Annotated in this window: 17 protein-coding genes; 13 read left to right on the top strand and 4 right to left on the bottom strand. The window is 65.4% G+C overall.

Features of this window, described 5'->3' with window-relative positions; genetic code table 11:
* Positions 1-5 precede the first annotated feature (5 nt).
* Together WM2015_RS00825 and WM2015_RS00820 are read right to left on the bottom strand one after the other, a co-directional pair.
* Positions 6-2,369, bottom strand: coding sequence for an ABC transporter permease (locus WM2015_RS00825; RefSeq protein ID WP_049726918.1), 2,364 nt, complete (start codon positions 2,367-2,369; stop codon positions 6-8).
* 13 nt (positions 2,370-2,382) lie between these two features.
* Complete coding sequence (locus WM2015_RS00820) at positions 2,383-3,105, bottom strand: ABC transporter ATP-binding protein (protein WP_049724261.1); 723 nt, start codon at positions 3,103-3,105, stop codon at positions 2,383-2,385.
* Between the two features lie 47 nt (positions 3,106-3,152).
* On the opposite strand from WM2015_RS00820, the gene pyrE reads away from it, so the two are divergent.
* From pyrE to plsB, 10 genes are all read left to right on the top strand, one after another.
* Positions 3,153-3,794: an orotate phosphoribosyltransferase gene (gene pyrE / locus WM2015_RS00815; protein ID WP_049724260.1), complete on the top strand. Its 642-nt coding sequence runs from the start codon at positions 3,153-3,155 to the stop codon at positions 3,792-3,794.
* Positions 3,795-3,810: 16 nt separating this feature from the next.
* The gene (locus WM2015_RS00810) at positions 3,811-4,467 is read left to right on the top strand and encodes a DUF4124 domain-containing protein (RefSeq protein ID WP_049724259.1); all 657 of its coding nucleotides are present in this window, start codon (positions 3,811-3,813) and stop codon (positions 4,465-4,467) included.
* Position 4,468: 1 nt separating this feature from the next.
* Positions 4,469-5,218, top strand: a complete 750-nt coding sequence (locus tag WM2015_RS00805) for a DUF3426 domain-containing protein (protein WP_049724258.1) — start codon at positions 4,469-4,471, stop codon at positions 5,216-5,218.
* 123 nt (positions 5,219-5,341) lie between these two features.
* Positions 5,342-5,596 carry a helix-turn-helix domain-containing protein gene (locus tag WM2015_RS00800; RefSeq protein WP_049724257.1) on the top strand — a complete coding sequence of 85 codons (255 nt, stop codon included), beginning with the start codon at positions 5,342-5,344 and terminating at the stop codon, positions 5,594-5,596.
* A 29-nt stretch (positions 5,597-5,625) separates the two neighbouring features.
* Positions 5,626-7,176 (top strand): bifunctional phosphoribosylaminoimidazolecarboxamide formyltransferase/IMP cyclohydrolase, encoded by a 1,551-nt coding sequence (purH, locus tag WM2015_RS00795; RefSeq protein WP_049724256.1) that lies wholly within the window; start codon positions 5,626-5,628, stop codon positions 7,174-7,176.
* Between the two features lie 63 nt (positions 7,177-7,239).
* Positions 7,240-8,520 (top strand): phosphoribosylamine--glycine ligase, encoded by a 1,281-nt coding sequence (gene purD / locus WM2015_RS00790; protein WP_049724255.1) that lies wholly within the window; start codon positions 7,240-7,242, stop codon positions 8,518-8,520.
* A 45-nt stretch (positions 8,521-8,565) separates the two neighbouring features.
* Positions 8,566-10,728: a DNA helicase II gene (gene uvrD, locus WM2015_RS00785; protein WP_049724254.1), complete on the top strand. Its 2,163-nt coding sequence runs from the start codon at positions 8,566-8,568 to the stop codon at positions 10,726-10,728.
* Entirely contained in the window at positions 10,725-11,549 is an 825-nt protein-coding gene (locus tag WM2015_RS00780) for an alpha/beta fold hydrolase (RefSeq protein WP_049724253.1), read from the top strand. The genes uvrD and WM2015_RS00780 overlap by 4 nt, the downstream gene beginning before the upstream one ends.
* Positions 11,542-12,264: an orotidine-5'-phosphate decarboxylase gene (gene pyrF, locus WM2015_RS00775; RefSeq protein ID WP_049724252.1), complete on the top strand. Its 723-nt coding sequence runs from the start codon at positions 11,542-11,544 to the stop codon at positions 12,262-12,264. The genes WM2015_RS00780 and pyrF overlap by 8 nt, the downstream gene beginning before the upstream one ends.
* 234 nt (positions 12,265-12,498) lie before the next feature.
* The gene (gene plsB, locus WM2015_RS00770; RefSeq protein ID WP_049724251.1) at positions 12,499-15,000 is read left to right on the top strand and encodes a glycerol-3-phosphate 1-O-acyltransferase PlsB; all 2,502 of its coding nucleotides are present in this window, start codon (positions 12,499-12,501) and stop codon (positions 14,998-15,000) included.
* Positions 15,001-15,043: 43 nt separating this feature from the next.
* Here plsB and WM2015_RS00765 read toward each other — a convergent pair whose 3' ends face one another.
* Positions 15,044-15,247: a YdcH family protein gene (locus WM2015_RS00765; RefSeq protein WP_049724250.1), complete on the bottom strand. Its 204-nt coding sequence runs from the start codon at positions 15,245-15,247 to the stop codon at positions 15,044-15,046.
* 53 nt (positions 15,248-15,300) lie between these two features.
* On the opposite strand from WM2015_RS00765, the gene ttcA reads away from it, so the two are divergent.
* Together ttcA and WM2015_RS00755 are read left to right on the top strand one after the other, a co-directional pair.
* A complete protein-coding gene (gene ttcA / locus WM2015_RS00760; protein WP_049724249.1) occupies positions 15,301-16,155 on the top strand; it encodes a tRNA 2-thiocytidine(32) synthetase TtcA in 855 nt (284 codons plus the stop codon).
* Positions 16,156-16,225: 70 nt separating this feature from the next.
* Positions 16,226-16,966: a DUF4097 family beta strand repeat-containing protein gene (locus tag WM2015_RS00755; protein ID WP_156200731.1), complete on the top strand. Its 741-nt coding sequence runs from the start codon at positions 16,226-16,228 to the stop codon at positions 16,964-16,966.
* A 104-nt stretch (positions 16,967-17,070) separates the two neighbouring features.
* Here WM2015_RS00755 and WM2015_RS00750 read toward each other — a convergent pair whose 3' ends face one another.
* Positions 17,071-17,445, bottom strand: a complete 375-nt coding sequence (locus WM2015_RS00750; RefSeq protein ID WP_049724247.1) for a DUF3465 domain-containing protein — start codon at positions 17,443-17,445, stop codon at positions 17,071-17,073.
* Positions 17,446-17,718: 273 nt separating this feature from the next.
* Between WM2015_RS00750 and WM2015_RS00745 the strand changes: the two genes are divergently transcribed.
* Positions 17,719-18,417, top strand: coding sequence for a cupin domain-containing protein (locus WM2015_RS00745; protein ID WP_245609787.1), 699 nt, complete (start codon positions 17,719-17,721; stop codon positions 18,415-18,417).
* The last annotated feature ends 63 nt before the right edge of the window (positions 18,418-18,480 follow it).

Genomic DNA, 18,480 nt, shown 5'->3' with positions numbered 1-18,480 from the left:
ATGGCCTACTCCACTCCCTTCAGGGCCAGCACCATGTCCAGGCGCCGTATCCGGCGGAGGATGAACACGGTCGACAGGGCCGTCGCCGCCAGCACGCCGGCGGCGGCGAAGGCCAGGGTCTGGTGGCTGATGACGAAGGGAATCCGGAACAGGTCCATACTGATCGCGTGGCTCAGCAGCCAGGAAAAGCCGACGCCGATCGCCCAGCCGACCGGAATGGCCAACACGGTCAGAAGCAGCATCTCGCCGATCAGCACCCAGCCGACCTGAGCCCGGGAGTACCCCAGGACGCGCAGAGTGGCCAGTTCGCGCTCACGCTCGGTGAACGCGATTCGAGCGTTGTTGTAGACCAGGGCGAAGGTGATCGTGCCGGCCAGCAGCAGCATGATGCCCATCATCACCAGCATGGTGTCATCCATGTAGGCACGCAGTTCTCTTTCCGTGTCTCGAATCAGACCGATCCCGGCGACCCGTCCCGCGCCCCGCAACTCGGCCAGCACCTCATCCCGGGCCGATGGCTCGATCGACAGCCAGGCGCCGCTCAGGGCGGGCGCCTCACGCATCAGGGTATTGAGCTCCTCCAGATCCAGGTAAGCGCTGGTGCCCAGGGGCTCGTCGACCACGGCGATCAATGGCAACTCGAGGCGCTGACGACGACCTTCCATGATCTGGACTTCGACCCGTTCTCCGGGCTCGATACGGAGCTGCTCGGCGAGATGTCGAGTCATGCTGAGGCCGTGACGAGGTCGCTCGATCGGCTGGCCATCGGCATCGATCAACTGCCGCAGCACACCACCGGACGGCAGGCCGATCAACGCATTGCGCTCCTGAAGATGGCCGTGGCGCAGGCGCACCGGAACCTGCCGATAGCCCTCGGCGTGGCGCACCCCGGGGATCGCCTCCAGCTCGGCCAGAACCTGCGCCGAGGTCGGCTCGACGAAGCTCAGATCGATGTCCATACGCAGCACCTTGCGATACTGCTGGTCGATCATTTCGGTCACGGCCCCGAACTGGAAGCTGCCCAGCACCAGCAAGGCCGCGGCCAGGCTGATACCGAGCAGGGTCATGGCGCTCTTGGCCGGATGCCGTCCGAGGTGTCGCAGGATCATCCGGCTCGACTGGCCGAGGGAGCGGCCGGCCCGGCTGCGATCGATCCAGGAGCGGTGGAAGATCGCCGGCGCCGGCGGTCGCATGGCCTCCGCCGGGGCAAGGCGGACCGCAGCGGACAAGGCGCGTACCGTGCCCAGCGCCGCGGCCACCACCGCCACCAGCAGCGCCAGCACCATGGGCCAGAACTGCAGGCGGGTCAGGGTGGTGGGAAACCGGAAGTACTCGGCATACAGTCGCGCCAGGGCTTCCGCCGCCCAAGCGCCCGCCACGACGCCGATGGCCCATCCGAGCAGCACCACCACGCCGGCCATCAGGGAAAAGTGCAGGGCCAACTCACCGCGACGATAGCCGAAGGCGCGAAGTACGGCGATCTGCTGGCGCTGGTGGCGCACGACCCGCTCGATCAGTACGCCGAGGAGAAACCCGGACACGCTGAGAAACAGGCCGGGGAGAATGATGGCCGTGACCTCCAGCTCGTCGATCTCCTGGCTGAGCATGCGATGGGAAATCAGCTCTTCGCGGCCATGGGCGCCCATTCCACCGTAACGCGCCAGAATGTCGTCGAGGCCCGCGATCAGCTCGGCTTCTTCGGCACCGGACTGGCGGCTGACCAACAGGCTGTTGAAGGCGCCGTCCATGGCAAAGGCTCGCGCCACGGCATCACGGTTCATCCAGAACACGCCGAAGCGCCGATCGTCGGGCAGGAGGTCGTGCGGACCGACCTGGTAAACGAATTCCGGCGAGAGCGCGATGCCGCTGATGGTCGTTTCCTGATAGCGACCGCGGATGATCAGACGCAGTCGATCCCCGGGGCGAAGCACGTGGGCCAGCGCGAAGGCCTCGCTGACCACGACCTGATCGTTGCGACCGGACTCGGGCAGGGTGCCGGAGCGCAGATAGAGCCGGTTGAGCGGGGGTTGTCGGCCATCCGGAATCGAAATCAGCTGCCCCTGGACCGGATCGGCGAACCCGGGAACCTCCAGCCGAATCGGGGCCACGACCCGGTCATGCAGGCGATTGACGCCGGGGACATGCTGCAAGCGCTCGATCAGGCTGACCGGCGCTCGTGCCAGGGCGACCTGCACGTCGGCCAGGTGATGGCTGCCGTAGAAGTTCTGCATCGACAGACGCAGGGCATCCATCGAAGTCACCGAGATGATCAGGGTCATCACGCCGGAGCCGATGACCAGGGCGATCGCCAGGAGCTGCGCCTTCATCTGCAGCAGGTCCCGCAGCAGCTTCCGGTGCAGGGCGGCGATGCGCACCGTCCGCCTACCAGTCCAGCTCGGCCGCCGGCCGAGGCTTGTCGTTGCGCTGATCGCCCTCGATCCGGCCATCCCGCATGCGAATCACGCGCGTCGCCATCTCCCCGATCACGGCATTGTGGGTGATGATCAGGGTGGTGGTGCCCAGTTCCCGATTGATCCGCGCGATGACCTCGAGCACCCGCACCCCGGTCTTCGAGTCCAGTGCGCCAGTGGGTTCATCGCAGAGCAGCACGGCCGGTCGTTTGGCGATGGCGCGGGCGATGGCCACGCGTTGCTGCTCACCGCCCGAGAGCTGGGAAGGAAAATGATCCATCCGGTCCGTCAGATCGACGCGCTCCAGGGCCTCTTCCGGCGTCATCGCCCGTTCGGCGATGTCGGTGACCACCGCCACGTTCTCACGGGCCGTCAGGCTGGGGATCATGTTGTAGAACTGGAACACGAAACCGACGTGATCCCTCCGGAAGGCCGTCAGGGCCCGATCGCCGGCCAGGGTCAGGTCCTGATCGCCGTAGTGGAGTTGACCGCTACTCGCCCGATCCAGCCCGCCGAGGATATTGAGGAGCGTCGATTTACCCGAGCCCGAGGCACCCAGCAACACGACCAGTTCGCCGGATTCAAGCTCCAGATCGACGCCACGCAGGGCCTGGATGGTGACTTCGCCCATACGGTAGAAGCGGGTGAGCCCCTGCGCCCTGAAAACGGCTTGCCGGTGTTCCTGCTGATTCATCTCCCGTCTCTCGTCCGCCCGCGACGGCCTGCATTTACAATAGTCGCATGAGCGCGCAATGGACCGACGACTTTCTCGACCTGGCCCTGGACTATCAGGCTCTCCGCTTTGGCGAGTTCACCCTGAAATCCGGCCGCGTCAGCCCGTATTTCTTCAACGCCGGCCTGTTCGCCGACGGCCGTGGCCTGGATCGTCTGGCCGGCTGCTATGCGGCCGCCATCCAGGCCAGTGGCATCGAATTCGACATGATCTTCGGCCCGGCCTACAAGGGCATCCCGCTGGCCGCGGCGATCGCCATCCGCCTGTACCGGGACTTCGACCGCAACCTGCCTTTCGCCTACAACCGCAAGGAGGCCAAGGACCACGGGGAAGGCGGCGAGGTGGTGGGGGCGCCGCTTGCGGGCCGCGTCCTGATCGTCGACGACGTGATCTCGGCGGGGACCTCCGTGCGCGAATCTCGGAACCTGATCACCGATCATGGTGCCCAAGCCGTAGCGGTGGCCATCGCGCTGGATCGACAGGAGCGCGGTCAGAACGAACGCTCGGCGGTCGAAGAGGTCGAAGCCGACGGGCTCGAAGTGGTCAGTGTGGCCACGCTGGCCGACCTGATCGACTGGCTGGACGATCGCCACACGATTGCCGCAGACCGGTCTGCTATGCTGGCCTACCGGGAGCGGTACGGCATCTGAGAACGCCTCTTCGGACATGATGAAATACGCGCTGATCATCCTGACGCTGACACTGATCCCCGAGCTCGCCTCGGCGCAGACCGTCTACCGTTGGGTGGATGACGAGGGCGAAGTGCACTACGGCCATGCCGTGCCGCCCGAGTACAAGGATCGCGGCTACGATCGCCTCGGCCCCAACGGCATGGTCGTCGAGCGTGTCGAGCGAGCCCTTACCCCCGAAGAGCAGGCCGCGCGCGACCGGGAGCGAGAGCGTCAGGCCCGGGAGGAAATCGAGCAACGCAATCAGGAAACCCGCGATCGTCTGCTGCTGGCCGCGTATCGCAGCGCCGAGGACATCGTCACCACTCGGGACATGACCCTGCGCAGCCTGGCCAGCCAGCGAGAAACCCTGCAGACCTCGCTCGATCGGACCAGCCAGCGCTTCGAGAACCTGGTCAGTCGGGCCGCTCAACTGACCCGCGAGGGCCAATCCGTGCCCCGGCAGCTGAGCGAGAACATCGCCCAGGCCCAGGCGGAAGTCCGCGATCTTCGTGAAGCGATGGCCCAGCTGGACGAACGCGAGCAGGAGCAGCGCGAGCGCTTCGATGCTGACCTGGCGCGCTTTCTTCAGCTGACCCAGCCCGACGCCGGTACCGCGGCAGAGAGCGAGCCAGAGCCCGAATCGAGTCCCTGACATGTTCACCCGCTGCCCTGGCTGCCAATCGGTCTACGCGCTCGATGCCCAACGACTGGCCGAAGCCGCCGGCATGGTGCGCTGCGGCCACTGCGGCAAGACCTTCAATTCGCTGAGCAGCCTCTTCAACGAACATCCGCGCGCCGATGACAGCCCCCTGACCGGGGCCGGCATGCCGCCGATGCTCGATTACCGCGCCATCGTGCAGCCCGAGCTCCCCGGAGTCAGCCTGTTCGAAGAGGAAACCGTCGAGCAGGAGCCGGGCCCGACCCTGAACCTTCCAGAGACCGCCGCAGGTCCGCGCCCGGCCTCACCCGCCTGGGCCGTGGCCAGCCTGGCTTTGGGGCTCGCACTGATCCTGCAGCTGGCCCTGCAGTGGCGAGCGCCCGATAGCGCCCTCGCGGGCCTGTTCGGGCGTGAGGCCGGCCCCGTGACGCCAGCGGAGGTCGGGCAGGCGATCCAGATCATCTCGCGTGACATGCATCGGCACCCGACCCTGGACGATGCCGTCATCGTCAGCGCCACCCTGCGCAACACCTCCGATGAACGTCTGGACTGGCCGGTCCTGGAAGTCCGACTGTACGACCCCAGCCAGCAGATCCTCGGGGTCCGTCGCCTGATGCCAGCCGATTACCTGCAGAATGCCGCCAACGTCGATATCGGCATGCCGACCGAGCTCCTCGTCCCGGTCATCCTGGAATTCGTCGTCGGCACGACCCTGCCGTCGGGTTTCGATTTCAGGTTCTACTGACAACACCCCCGAATCCCGACCCGACGGCGCTTGCGAGCCGATCCAGCCACTCCGGCTGTGCTATTGTTTGCGGCCCGCTGCCGTGGCACGGCAGCTTGTCGAACCATCCAACGGACCAGTCGTTTGAAAGCCCAGCCAGCCAGCAACGGAGCCAGCCTCAACCAGGTCGTTCGCGAGGTCGTCCGCCAGTACCTCGACGACATGGGCTCCACGCCGCCGGACAACCTGCACGCTTTCATCCTCGGAGAGATCGAGCGCCCGCTGATCGCTACCGTGCTCGAACACGTCGGCGGAAACCAGTCGAGGGCGGCGCGCATTCTCGGCATCACCCGGGCCACGCTGCGCAACCGTATCCAACGCTACGACTTGTCTGGCTGAAGCCGCCAACGCAGGAACCCGCATCCAAGATGAACGCAACTCGAACCGCCCTGATCAGCGTGTCCGACAAGACCGGCGTGGTCGAGCTCGGACGAGCCCTCCACGAGCATGGCTGGACCCTCCTGTCGACCGGCGGCACGGCGCGCAGCCTGCGCGAGGCCGGCATCGACGTGACCGAAGTCAGCGATCACACCGGATTTCCCGAGATCATGGGCGGACGCGTCAAGACCCTGCAGCCCAGCATCCATGGCGGCATTCTCGGCCGTCGCGGCCAGGACGAGGAGGTCATGCGGGCCCATGGGATCAAGGCCATCGACCTGGTCGTGGTCAACCTCTATCCCTTCGCTGCCACCGTGGCCCGTCCCGACTGCACGCGGGAAGAAGCGATCGAGCAGATCGACATCGGTGGCCCGGCCATGGTCCGAGCCGCGGCGAAGAATCACGCCGACGTCGGCCTGCTCGTCGACCCGGCCGATTACCCGGCCGTGATCGCAGGCTTGCCCGAGCTCCCCGATGCAGCCACCCGGCGCCGCCTCGCGGTCAAGGGTTTCGCGCACACGGCGGCCTATGACGGTCAGATCAGCCAGTACCTGTCGCAGCAGGAAGACCCAGAAGGCCTGCCGCCGGTGCTGAACCTCGCGCTGGATCGAATCAGCCCGCTTCGCTACGGCGAGAATCCGCACCAGGCCGCTGCCGTGTACCGTGAGCGGCAACGTCCGACCGGTGGACTGGCCGGCACCCAGCCCATCCAGGGCAAAGCCCTGTCCTACAACAACCTGCTGGACGCCGATGCGGCCTGGTCCGGCGTCCAGCTGCTCGGCGACGCCCAACCGGCCTGCGTGATCATCAAGCACACCAACCCCTGCGGCGCGGCCATCGGTGACAGCCTTCGCCAGGCCTGGGAACGGGCCCTGGCCTGCGACCCGACCTCGGCCTTCGGCGGAATCGTGGCCTGCAACCGGACCATCGATGCCGGGCTGGCCGAGGCCCTGGCCGAACGCTTCCTGGAAGTCATCATCGCGCCGGACATCGCTCCCGCCGCCCGCGAGATCCTGGCCGGAAAGAAGAACCTTCGTGTCTTGATCGCGCCGACCCACCAGCCTCCGGGCCTCGAACTCAAGGCCATCGACGGCGGCTGGCTGGTGCAGCAGGCCGACCTCCCGCCCTCGAACTCGAGCGAGGACGTCGAGCTGAGCGTGGCGACCGAGCAGGCGCCGGACGACGCACAACTGGCCGATCTGCGGGTGGCCTGGGCCGTCGTTCGAATGGTTCGCTCCAACGCCATCGTCTACGTCAAGGATGGCGCAACCGTCGGCATCGGCGCCGGCCAGATGAGCCGCGTGGACTCGGCCCGGATCGGCACCATCAAGGCGGCCGATGCCGGGCTTTCACTGGAGGGCGCGGTGATGGCCTCCGACGCCTTCTTTCCCTTTGCCGACAGCATCGAGGCCGCTGCCGCCCAGGGCATCAAGGCGGTGATCCAGCCCGGCGGCTCGATGCGCGACCAGGAAGTCATCGATGCCTGCAATCGGCACGGCATCGCCATGGTCCTGACCGGACGTCGCCACTTCCGCCACTGAGCCCGTTCGGCGGGGCAGCCGCGCTACAATGTGCCGAACCCCAGATTCCGGAAATTGCACCCCATGAAAGTGCTCGTCATCGGCGGCGGCGGCCGTGAGCATGCGCTGGCCTGGAAAGCCGCGCAATCGAGTCAGGTCGACGAAGTCCTGGTCGCCCCGGGCAACGCCGGCACGGCCTCCGAGCCCGGCTGCCGGAACGTCGACATCGGCGCCGAAGACATCGACGCTCTGCTCGAACTGGCCCGGACCGAGCTGGTGGGCCTGACCATCGTCGGTCCGGAAGCGCCCCTGGCCGCTGGCGTGGTCGATCGCTTCCAGGCCGCGGGCCTGGCCTGCTTCGGCCCTTCTGCCAAGGCGGCGCAGCTCGAGTCCTCGAAGGCCTTCGCCAAGGATTTCATGGCCCGCCACCGCATTCCGACCGCGCGCTACGGTGTCGTCGAGTCGGTGGACGAAGGCATGGACATGGTGAACTCGATCGGCCTGCCCCTGGTGCTCAAGGCCGATGGCCTGGCGGCCGGCAAGGGCGTGGTCATCGTCGACCGCCTCGACCAGGCCCGCGCCACCCTGGAAGACATGCTTTCCGGCCAGGCCTTCGGCGAGGCGGGGCACCGCGTCGTCGTCGAGGAATTCCTGATCGGCGAGGAGGCCAGCTTCATCGTGATCGCCGACGGCGAGCACGCCCTGCCGCTGGCCACCAGCCAGGACCACAAGCGCCGCGATGAGGGCGATCAGGGCCCGAACACCGGCGGCATGGGCGCCTATTCGCCCGCGCCGGTGGTCGATGCCGCCATGCACCAGCGCATTCTTCAAGAGGTCATCCAGCCGACGCTGAGCGGCATGCAGGCCGATGGCTGCCGATTCACCGGTTTTCTCTATGCCGGCGTGATGCTGACCGACGATGGCCCCAAGGTACTCGAATTCAACGTGCGCTTCGGCGATCCCGAGACCCAGCCGATCCTGATGCGACTGCAGTCCGATCTGGTCGAGACCCTGCAGCGAACCCTCGATGGCCACATCCAGGACATCGAACTGGGCTGGGACGAGCGCGTGGCCCTGGGCATCGTGCTGGCCGCCGGCGGCTACCCCGACGGCTACGAAAAAGGCAAGCCGATCAGCGGCCTGGACTCCGACTTCCCGCACCACGTCAAGGTCTTCCATGCAGGCACCCGTCTCGATGAGCAGGGGCAAGTCGTGACCAGCGGCGGCCGGGTGCTCTGTGTGACGGCCCTGGGCCCGAACGTCAAGGCGGCGCGGGATCAGGCGCTGGAATGGATGGCGCGGATCGGCTTCGAGGGCGCGTTCTACCGCAGCGACATCGGCCACCGCGCCATTTCGCGGGATTGATGCAGTCTCCGAGCCCACCCAATCGCACGAGCGGGTATTGAGCCGATGGACGTCTCCCACCTGCTCGACCAGCTCAACGACGCCCAGCGCGAGGCGGTCACGGCCGATGAGGGCCATGTGCTGGTGCTCGCCGGCGCCGGCTCGGGCAAGACCCGGGTCCTGGTCCACCGCATCGCCTGGCTGATCCAGGTCCACCACGTCTCGCCGATGGGCCTGCTGGCCGTGACCTTCACCAACAAGGCGGCCGGCGAAATGCGGCATCGCGTCGGCAAGCTGCTCAATCTGCGTCCCGACGGACTGTGGATCGGCACCTTTCACGGCATCTGCCATCGCATGCTGCGGATGCACGCCGCTGAAGTCGGCCTGCCCGAAACCTTCCAGATCCTGGATTCGGACGATCAGTACCGACTGATTCGCCGGGTGATCCGGGACATGGAGCTGGATGAAGGCGAGTTTCCCGCGCGCCAGATGCAGGGCTTCATCAACCACCACAAGGAAGAGGGTCGTCGGCCGGGCGACATCGAGTGCTTCGATCACGCCTTTCAGGCGCGCCAGCTGGCCATCTACCAGCATTACCAGGACTACTGCGAGCGCTCGGGCCTGATCGACTTCGCCGAACTGCTGCTCCGCACCCTCGAGCTGCTGCGCGACAGTGACGCCCGTCGCGCCCACTACCAGGACCGTTTCGGCCACATCCTGATCGACGAGTTCCAGGACACGAACACCCTCCAGTACGCGCTGGTGCGCCTGCTGGCGGGCTCGAAGAACCAGCTCTTCGTGGTCGGCGACGACGATCAGTCGATCTACGGCTGGCGCGGCGCCAAGGTCGAGAACGTGGTCCACTTCGACCGCGATTTCTCGCCGAAGGTGGTCCGCCTGGAACAGAACTATCGCTCCACGGCCACGATTCTCGAAGCGGCCAACCGGGTCATCGACCACAACGCCGAGCGCATGGGCAAGAACCTCTGGACCGAGGGCGAGAAGGGCGAAGCGCTCAAGCTGTTCACGGCCTTCAACGCCGAAGAAGAGGCCGAGTTCGTGATCGCCCGCATTCAGGACTGGATGGAACAGGGCGGGCGCGCCTCGGAAACCGCCATCCTGTATCGCTCGAACGCGCAATCCCGGCTGTTCGAGCAGGTGCTGTTGCGCGAAGAGATTCCCTACCGGGTGTACGGCGGCCTGCGCTTCTTCGAACGCGCCGAAGTCAAGGACGCCATGGCCTATCTGCGTCTGGTCCACAATCCACACGATGACCCGGCCTTCGAGCGCGTCATCAACCTGCCCGCCCGCGGCATCGGCGAGCGCACCGTGGCGCTGATCCGTGACCACGCTCGCCGCCAGGGCCAGTCCCTGTTCGAGGCCGCGCGAAGCCTGTGCGAGAGCGGCGGCTTCACCGCACGCGCCGGCAACGCGGTGGCCGGCTTTCTTGCCCTGATCGGCGAGTTGACCGACGAGTACGGACAGGCCGGCCTCGGGGAGGCCATGCAGGCGGCCATCGACCGCGCCGAACTGGCCGACTGGTACCGCTCCCGCGAGCCCGCCGATCGCGCCGAGGCGCGGGAGGAGAACCTGGCCGAACTGGTCCGCGCCGCCGAGAGCTTCACCCAGCCCTTCGAAGATGAGCAGGCCGGCTTGAGCCCGACCGCCTCCTTCCTCGCCCAGGCCGCCCTGGAGGCGGGCGAACATCAGGGCGAGCGCTGGCAGGACTGCGTTCAGCTGATGACCCTGCACTCGGCCAAGGGTCTGGAGTTTCCGCTGGTCTTCATGGCAGGCATGGAAGAAGGCCTGTTCCCGCACCAGAAATCCGCCGAAGAGCCGGGCCGCCTGGCCGAAGAACGGCGCCTGTGCTACGTCGGCATGACTCGAGCGATGCAGCAGCTGGTGCTGAGCCACGCGGAATCGCGGATGATCCACGGCCAGACCAATTTCTCCCGACCTTCGCGATTCCTGTCCGAGATCCCGGCCGAACTGGTCGAGGAACTGCGCCCGGGACGCCCACGCGTGGCCCCGGCCCAGAGCCACGGTGGCGCACCGCAGGACGCCGAAGGCCTTTCCCTGGGCACGACCGTCCGCCATCCCCGCTTCGGGCTCGGCACTGTCGTCACGATCGAAGGCCAGGGCGCGAACGCGCGCATCCAGATCAATTTCGAGTCCGCCGGTTCGAAATGGCTGGTGCTTGGCTATGCCTCCCTGGAGCGGGTCGGGTGACGCCCTTCGAATGGCCGGAGCTCGGTCTGGCCGGCCTGCGCCAGACTCGTGGTGAGCGGCCGGTACTCGCCCTGCACGGCTGGCTGGACAATGCCCGGAGCCATGCGCCCCTGGCGCCTTATCTGGACGGCATCGATCTGGTCGCGCTGGAGTTCCCCGGCCACGGCCGCTCGCGCCCCCGGCCGGAGGGCGTTCGCTATCACTTCGATGACTATGTGTTCGACGTGCTGGCGGCCGCCGACCGGCTCGGCTGGTCCGACTTCCACCTGCTCGGACATTCCCTGGGTGGCGCCGTGGCCTGCCTGACGGCCGCCGCCTGCCCGGAGCGCGTGCGCTCGCTGGTACTGATCGAGGGCCTGGGCCCGATCAGTGCGCCCCCCGACCGCGCCGCCGCCGGCTGGCGCCAGGCCCGCCGTGGCAGCCACCTGCGCCCGCGTCGTCAGCACCCGACTCCGGCCTCGGCCGTGGCGGCTCGCGCACGCAACAGCGATCTGGACGAGCGTTGCGCCGAACTGCTGGCCGAACGGGGCCTGGTCGAACAGGACGGCGGCTTCGTCTGGGGCCACGACCTGCGCCTGACCTGGCCCTCGACCCAGCGCTACACCGAAGCCCAGGTGCTCGACCTGATCGCAGCCATCGAGTGTCCGGTCATGAATCTGTATTCCGATCCGCCAAGCGGGCTGGTTCCGGCCCGACTGCTACAGCGCCGCCTGGCCGCGCTTCGCAAGGGGCAATGGCGCGCTTTCCCCGGCGGGCACCATCTGCACATGCATCACCCGGACCAGCTCGGCCCGGTCATCCAGGAGTTCTTCGATGTCTGATCGCTTCCAGCCCAAACCGATTCCCGATAACGAGCGTCTGATCTTCGCCCTCGACGTCCCGGACATCGACCGCGCGCGCGCGCTGATCACCGAACTCGGCGATGCCGTCGGTTTCTACAAGCTGGGCCTGGAGTTCTTTCTCAGCGGCGCCTACTTCGAACTGGCCGCCGAGCTCAAGGACGCCGGCAAGAAGGTCTTTGCCGACCTGAAGCTGTTCGATATCCCGCCGACGGTCGGCCGCGCCGTCGCGCAGCTGGCCCGTCACGACGTCGACTTTCTGACCGTGCACGGCAACGACGCCATGCTCGAAGCGGCCGTCGCTGCGCGCGGCAAGATCGGCATCCTGGCCGTCACCGCGCTGACCAGCCTGGACCGTGGCGATCTGGACGACCTGGGCTTCGACTGCGATATCGAGCAACTCGTTCTGTCGCGAGCGCGGAGAGCGCTGGCGCTCGGCTGCGCCGGTGTGATTTCCTCCGGCCTGGAAGCCGCAGCCCTGCGTGAAGAGGTCGACCACGCCCTGACCGTGATCTGCCCGGGCATCCGCCCCGTCGACAACATCGACGAACAGAAGCGCACGCTCTCGGCGGCGGAGGCCTTCGCCGCGGGCGCCGATTACATCGTGGTCGGCCGCCCCATCCGGGATGCCGCCGACCCACGCCGAGCGGCCGAGCAGCTTCAGAGCGAAATATCGCAATATTTCAGTGACTTATAGCTCTTTTGTAGAATGCTTGCCAAGAGGCGCCCAAAACGCTATCATTTTGCTTGAGGATTGCACGTGGATGTAACCTTCAAGCTCGACAACAACCCATGGCACTTCGCAATCTGAAGGGGCCAATTCAACCGGGTGCGACCTGCGTCGCCCCGGTTTTTTTTCGCCTGCGGCCGACCGGCGGAACCGCTCCGGCGCGGTGATAAACTACGCGTCTTGTCCGACGGCACTGCAACCATGCCCGATACCGGTCCCGCTCCTTCCCTGCTGCACCGCCTCCAGCTGGTCTGGCTGGGTTTACTGCGCCGAATCCTGCACCTGTGGGTGCGCAGCACCGTGTTGCCGGAGCACCTCGAGGAGTTGGCGCTCGATCCCGAGCGGCCGGTGTTCTACGTGCTCGATGCCTACGCACTGAGCTCGCTGCTGATCGTCGACCACGTCTGCAAGAATCTCGAATGGCCCCGCCCCACGCAGGCCCTGCATGCCCAGGGTCTCGACCTGCCGCGCGCCTATGGCGCCAATCGACGTTATCGTGGGCTTTTCATCCGAAGCCCGGAAGCCCGGCGCCATTCGGTCATGCTCCGACGCCTGCTGCAGCAGGCGGCTGCCAGCGGCCAGACCGAGGTTCAGATCGTTCCGGTCACGGTGCTTATCGGACGTGCGCCGGACACGGAGAACAGCCTGTTCAAGATCCTGTTCTCCGAGAACTGGGATCTGGGCGGCCGCTTTCGCCGCCTGTTCACCACCCTGATTAACGGCCGCGCCACCATGGTCCAGTTCGGCAAGCCGATCGAGGTGGCTCAGCTCCTCGCCGAAACCGAGCACGCCGAGCAGGCCCTGGGTCGAGTCAGCCGAGTGCTTCGCGTGCAGTTCCGGCAGGTGCGAACCGCCGCCATCGGACCGGACCGCTCGCATCGCCGCACCCTGGTCGAAAAGGTGGTCCAGAGCGACAGCGTGCGCCAGGCCATCGAAGCCAAGGCCCGCCGCGACCAGGTGTCGATCGAAAAGGCGGAGCAGGCGGCGCGCAAGTACGCTCGGGAAATCGCGGCCGACTACTCCTACAACTTCGTGCGCATTGCCGAGAAGCTCCTGAGCTGGTTCTGGAACCGGATCTACCGGGGCGTCAAGGTCAACCATTTCAGCAAATTCCGCGACGCCGTCGGAGAGCACGAAGTGGTCTACGTGCCCTGCCACCGCAGCCACATCGACTACATGCTGCTGTCCTGGCTGCTCTACCATCGCGGCTTCGTGCCCCCACATATCGCGGCCGGCCTGAACCTGAACATGCCCCTGGTCGGCCCACTGCTCCGACGCGGCGGCGCCTTCTTCCTGCGCCGTTCGTTTCGATCGCAGCCCCTCTACGCGGCAGTCTTCAACCAGTACGTCTCGATGATCCTGTCCAGGGGCGTCGCGCTGGAGTATTTCATCGAGGGCACGCGATCACGCACCGGTCGGCTGCTGCCTCCGCGCGCGGGCATGCTCTCGATCACGGTCCGGGCCTTCCTCCACTACCGCACCCGACCCGTGCTGTTCCAGCCGGTCTATATCGGCTACGAACGCCTGGCCGAAGGCAATGCCTATATTCACGAACTCTCCGGCCGACAGAAGAAGCCGGAGTCCCTGGCCGACTTCAAGAACGTCATCAATATCCTGCGTAAGAATTACGGTGAGGTCACGGTCAGCTTCGGCGAGCCGGTCCGTCTGGCCGAGCTGCTGGACCAGCACCACCCGGACTGGGAGCGGCTCAAGCTCGAGCCCGACAGCAAGCCGACCTGGCTACCCGGCCTGGTCAATGATCTTGCCGACCGCATCATGGTCAATATCAACCGGGCCGCCCACGTCAATCCGATCAACCTGCTCGCCACCGCGCTGTTGGCCAGCCGCAAGCACGCCCTCGACGAAGACGACCTGGAACGCATGATCGGCCTGCTGGCCGAACTGGTGCGACAGACCGGCTTCAGCGACCGAGTGGACGTGACCGAGCTGACACCCGGCCAGATCATCGAGTACGGTCTGGAGCTCGGGGCGATCGAGCGCCAGAGCCACCGTCTCGGCGACATCGTCCGGACCGACGCGACCAATGCGGTGCTGCTGACCTACTTCCGGAACAACATGGCGCACCTGCTGGCCATGAGCGCCTGGATCGCCTGCTGTTTCCTGAACTTCCGCAGCGTGCGGCGCCGGCGCCTGAACGCGCTGACGCGCACGGTGTATCCATTCCTCAAGCGGGAACTGTTCCTGCCCTGGGACCAGGACGAACTCGAGCCGGTGATCGAACGCCACATCCAGGCGCTGATCGATCTGGGCCTGTTGAGAAGCAGCGGGGATTCCCTGCAACGGGCTCCGGGCGGAAGCGATGAAGCCTACTATCTGCGTCTGCTCGGAAATTCCCTGATCCAGACCTTCGAGCGTTACTTCATCACGATTTCGGTGCTGGCCAAGAACGGATCCGGCCGCCTCACGCGCCAGCAGCTCGAGCAGCTATGCATTCTCTGCGCCCAACGCATTTCGCTGCTGCACGAGTTCGAGGCCCCGGAGTTCTCCGACAAGACCCTGTTCAAGCAATTCATCGATTCCCTGACCGAAGGCGGCTTCCTGGACCGGGATGAAGAAGGGCGACTGTTGTTCTCCAACCTGCTCGAGCAGGTCGCCCGGGATGCCAAGCTGATCCTGGACAAGGAAATCCGGCACACGATCATCCAGGCAGCGCCGGAAGTTCTCGAACTGGAGAGCGAGTGATGCGTACAGGAGCCATTCGGATCGCGGCCCCCGTGAAACCCGATCAGGCGTCCAGATCCGGGATCAGTCTGGATTGCAACCAGGCGATCTGATCCTTGAGGCGGAGTTTTCGCTTCTTCAGGCGTCGCAGGTGCAGCTGATCGGTGGCACGGTCCTCCCCGAGGCGGGCAATGGCCTCGTCCAGATCGCGATGCTCCTCGATCAGTTGCTCGAGCCGTTCGCGAATCGTGCTCTCATCCCAGCTCATGGTTAGAATGCCCCTCCTATGAACAAGCACAACCCTCAAGGACGCGCGCCGACATGAGCAGCACCGAGGCAAGCATTCCGATCCGCCTGCACAAGCCATCCTCCAGGGACCCGCGCAAGGCGAAATATAACACCGACAAACTGGTCAAGCGCCTCCGCCGCCAGGTCGGTCAGGCGGTCATGGACTACGGCATGATCGAGGACGGAGATCGAATCATGGTCTGCCTCTCGGGCGGCAAGGATTCCTATGCCATGCTCGATCTGCTGATGAACCTGAAGCGATCGGCACCCGTGGACTTTTCCCTGATCGCCGTCAATCTGGACCAGAAGCAGCCCGGCTTCCCCGAGCACGTCCTGCCCGCCTATCTCGAGCAGCTCGGCATCGAATGGCATGTGATCGAAAAGGACACCTATTCGGTCGTCAAGCGCGTCGTTCCCGAAGGCAAGACCACCTGCGGCCTCTGCTCACGAATGCGGCGCGGCACCCTGTATGAATTCGCGCGTGAGAACGGCATGAGCAAGATCGCGCTCGGCCACCATTTGAACGACATCGTCGAGACCTTCTTCCTGAACCTGTTCCACGGTGCCTCGCTCAAGGCGATGCCGCCCAAGCTCAGGAGCGATGACGGCCAGCACATCGTCATCCGCCCGCTCGCCTACTGCCTCGAGGCCGACCTGGAACGCCTGGCCGAGATCCGGAACTATCCGATCATTCCCTGCAACCTCTGTGGCAGCCAGGCCAATCTCGAGCGTCAGAACATCAAGCGGATGCTTGCCGACTGGGAGCGTGTCCAGCCCGGCAGGACCATGAGCATCTTCCGCGCCCTGGGAAACGTCGCCCCCTCCCAGCTCTGTGACACGGCTCTGTTCGATTTCACTGGCCTGGCCAGGACCTCATCCGAGACATGACTAGCGACACTGGTGGTCAAGGCGCCAGTGGTGACACAATTCGGATTCAATCCCGATGGAGGAGGGTGTCATGAGACGACTCAAAGCAACTCTGCTGGTTCTCGCCGTATTCGGCCTGAGCGCCTGCGGATCGATCAATTCACCGGTCATCATCGAAGATGGATCAACCATCGAGCACGGCCTCCGATCAGTGAATGGCCCGATCCAGGTCGGGGACGACTGCGTGATCGAAGGCGGCATCGACAACGTCAACGGACCCATTCGGCTGGGTGCACGCAGCCGTGCCGGCGACCTGGCCAACGTCAACGGCTCGGTCGAGCTCGGCGAATCCAGCAAGGCCGGTGACATCGACACGATGAACGGCTCCATTCGCCTCGGAAGATCCGTTCAGGTGGACTCGCTGGCGACCCAGAACGGTCGCATCGAAGCAGGGCCGGGTGTGGAAGTCAAAGGCGCGGTGAACACCATCAACGGCCGTGTTCAACTCGGCGATGGCAGCCTGGTGGCCGGAGCCATCAACACGGTCAATGGCAGCATCGACATCACAGGCACCCAGGCGGGCAGCATCCAGACCGTGGCAGGGTCGATTCACCTTCGCGAAGGCAGCCGGGTTCTCGGTGAACTCAAGGTCCTGGAAGCCGGCATGATGAGCGCGGGCGATCGCATTCCCCGGATCGTGATCGGACCGAATGTCGAAGTGGCAGGGCCGCTACGCTTCGAACGAGAGGTCGAGCTTCACGTCCACGAATCGGCTCGCATCGGCGAGGTCGAGGGCGCCGAGGTCCAGCCCTTCACTGGCGATGCGCCTTGAGCAGATCTTGCGCACGCATCGAGCGTGATTCCTCTCAGGCAGCTGGCTAGCAAAAAAAACCCGGCGTGAAGACGCCGGGCTTTTTTTCAACAAGCAGTGAAGGGTCAGTCGTAGCGAGTCCCGTTGAATTCGATCCAGCCACCCCCACCGGGCTGGCCGGAATCCGCGTGGGTCAGAATCACCTCGCCACCGCCGCCATGGAACTCGTAGCGGCCCTGAAAGGCAATGACATCATCTCGATCAGCCGGCACCCGGCCTGCATTGCCCACACGGTGGCGAACCACCAGGGACAAAGCGTCGTTGACGCGGACCAGAAAGCGCTGATTGGCCTCATCCGAGCCCAAAGGCCGCACGACGGTTCCGTGACCACTGACCCAGACGCCGGTCTGACCTTCGGTAAAGGCCGCGAGCAGACGCTCGTTGTCCGGCAAGGGTTCCTCTCCGCCGCAGGCCACCAGGCCCATCGTGGCGAAAAGCACAAACAAGACTACCCCGAAGCGTCTCATCGATTCTGTTCCTCCTTGTAGGGCGAGCATAACAGATTTATCTCATAGAGCAATTCCAGACCCCTGATATTGCAAGCAATAAACGGGCCAATCTGCCCAGGGCCACGGGACACGCCCTGTGACTCCCGTTTCCTGACCGATTTCGTCACCCCTGTACTGTCAAGCGTCATTCTTTGCTCGGTTACGCCATTGACGAGCCATGAACCCACAGCCAACTAAGCTATTTTCCCGATTCGAGTCAAGGCCATGTCCATGCCAGCAACACCTGAGGAAACGCTCGTCCGCGCCGATTTCCGACAGCGCGCGGTTGTCCGGCCGGGCGACGATGACTGGCTGCCCTCGCCGTCAGCCGGGGTGGAACGCATGATGCTCGACCGCATCGGAGGCGAAGTCGCTCGAGCCACTTCCCTTGTTCGCTACGCACCGAACAGTGAGTTTCCCGAACACATCCATGGTGGCGGCGAAGAGATCCTGGTTCTCGAAGGAATCTTTTCCGACGAACACGGAGACTACCCGGCCGGTAGCTATGTCCGCAATCCGATCGGCAGCGCCCACACACCGAAGATCGGATCGGACGGGTGCCTGATTCTGGTCAAACTGCACCAATTCGATCCCCTGGACGCGGAACGCAAGGTCATCGACACAGGTTCCGAGCCCTGGCTGCCGGGCCTCGTACCGGGATTGAGCGTGATGCCACTGCACGAGTTCGGCACCGAGCGCGTCGCGCTGGTGCGATGGGCGCCGAACACCCGGTTCAACCGGCACCGGCACTGGGGTGGGGAGGAAATCTTCGTGATCGAAGGCACCTTCCATGACGAGCATGGTCACTACCCGGCCGGCAGCTGGCTACGCAGCCCGCACCTGAGCGAGCACACGCCCTACACGGAAGATGACGGCGCACTGATCTGGGTCAAGACGGGACATCTACCGGAAGCTTCGGCCTGACGCCGTTCCGGCAACTCGAGTGCCGGAGACTCGCGAACGATCGCACCGATCGGAACTCCGGCT

The sequence above is a fragment of the Wenzhouxiangella marina genome, assembly GCF_001187785.1.
Classification (GTDB): domain Bacteria; phylum Pseudomonadota; class Gammaproteobacteria; order Xanthomonadales; family Wenzhouxiangellaceae; genus Wenzhouxiangella; species Wenzhouxiangella marina.
The sequence above is the reverse complement of the archived record's forward strand: the minus strand, read 5'-3'. Positions and strand labels throughout refer to the sequence as shown.

Coding starts and splice junctions, on each gene's coding strand:
- WM2015_RS00755 (WP_156200731.1), top strand. CDS start 16,226: ATGAGACGACTCAAAGCAACTCTGCTGGTTCTCGCCGTATTCGGCCTG.
- plsB (WP_049724251.1), top strand. CDS start 12,499: ATGCCCGATACCGGTCCCGCTCCTTCCCTGCTGCACCGCCTCCAGCTG.
- WM2015_RS00805 (WP_049724258.1), top strand. CDS start 4,469: ATGTTCACCCGCTGCCCTGGCTGCCAATCGGTCTACGCGCTCGATGCC.
- WM2015_RS00765 (WP_049724250.1), bottom strand. CDS start 15,247: ATGAGCTGGGATGAGAGCACGATTCGCGAACGGCTCGAGCAACTGATC.
- uvrD (WP_049724254.1), top strand. CDS start 8,566: ATGGACGTCTCCCACCTGCTCGACCAGCTCAACGACGCCCAGCGCGAG.
- WM2015_RS00810 (WP_049724259.1), top strand. CDS start 3,811: ATGATGAAATACGCGCTGATCATCCTGACGCTGACACTGATCCCCGAG.
- purD (WP_049724255.1), top strand. CDS start 7,240: ATGAAAGTGCTCGTCATCGGCGGCGGCGGCCGTGAGCATGCGCTGGCC.
- WM2015_RS00745 (WP_245609787.1), top strand. CDS start 17,719: ATGTCCATGCCAGCAACACCTGAGGAAACGCTCGTCCGCGCCGATTTC.
- pyrE (WP_049724260.1), top strand. CDS start 3,153: ATGAGCGCGCAATGGACCGACGACTTTCTCGACCTGGCCCTGGACTAT.
- purH (WP_049724256.1), top strand. CDS start 5,626: ATGAACGCAACTCGAACCGCCCTGATCAGCGTGTCCGACAAGACCGGC.
- pyrF (WP_049724252.1), top strand. CDS start 11,542: ATGTCTGATCGCTTCCAGCCCAAACCGATTCCCGATAACGAGCGTCTG.
- ttcA (WP_049724249.1), top strand. CDS start 15,301: ATGAGCAGCACCGAGGCAAGCATTCCGATCCGCCTGCACAAGCCATCC.
- WM2015_RS00820 (WP_049724261.1), bottom strand. CDS start 3,105: ATGAATCAGCAGGAACACCGGCAAGCCGTTTTCAGGGCGCAGGGGCTC.